The organism is Flavobacterium amnicola (genome assembly GCF_004122165.1).
In the GTDB taxonomy this organism is placed as follows: Bacteria; Bacteroidota; Bacteroidia; order Flavobacteriales; family Flavobacteriaceae; genus Flavobacterium; species Flavobacterium amnicola.
Map to the genome: position 1 here is coordinate 1 of NZ_SBKO01000033.1, position 230 is coordinate 230.

Annotated in this window: 1 protein-coding gene; it reads left to right on the forward strand. The window is 48.3% G+C overall.

Annotated elements, in window-relative coordinates; translation table 11 throughout:
- Positions 1 to 230 (forward strand): hypothetical protein (locus EQG63_RS12315; RefSeq protein ID WP_164974519.1); only part of this gene is annotated, 230 nt, incomplete at both ends.

The window sequence follows — 230 nt, forward strand, 5'->3', positions numbered from 1 at the left end:
GTTAGCGGTGGATGTAATCCACAAGGCGGTTTTACGGGTCCAACTACAATGCCAAATATTTGTGGAGGCTCAATCCAACTGACTTATAACGTAACCGACAGATGTTATGCTGGTGGAAGCGATTCAGCTACCTTTACCATTACCCCAGCACCAGCTGTTGTGGTGAGCAATGTTCAAGATGCAAGCATCTCAGCCTGTGCAAGTGAAGCGGACATCAATGCGGCGTATGC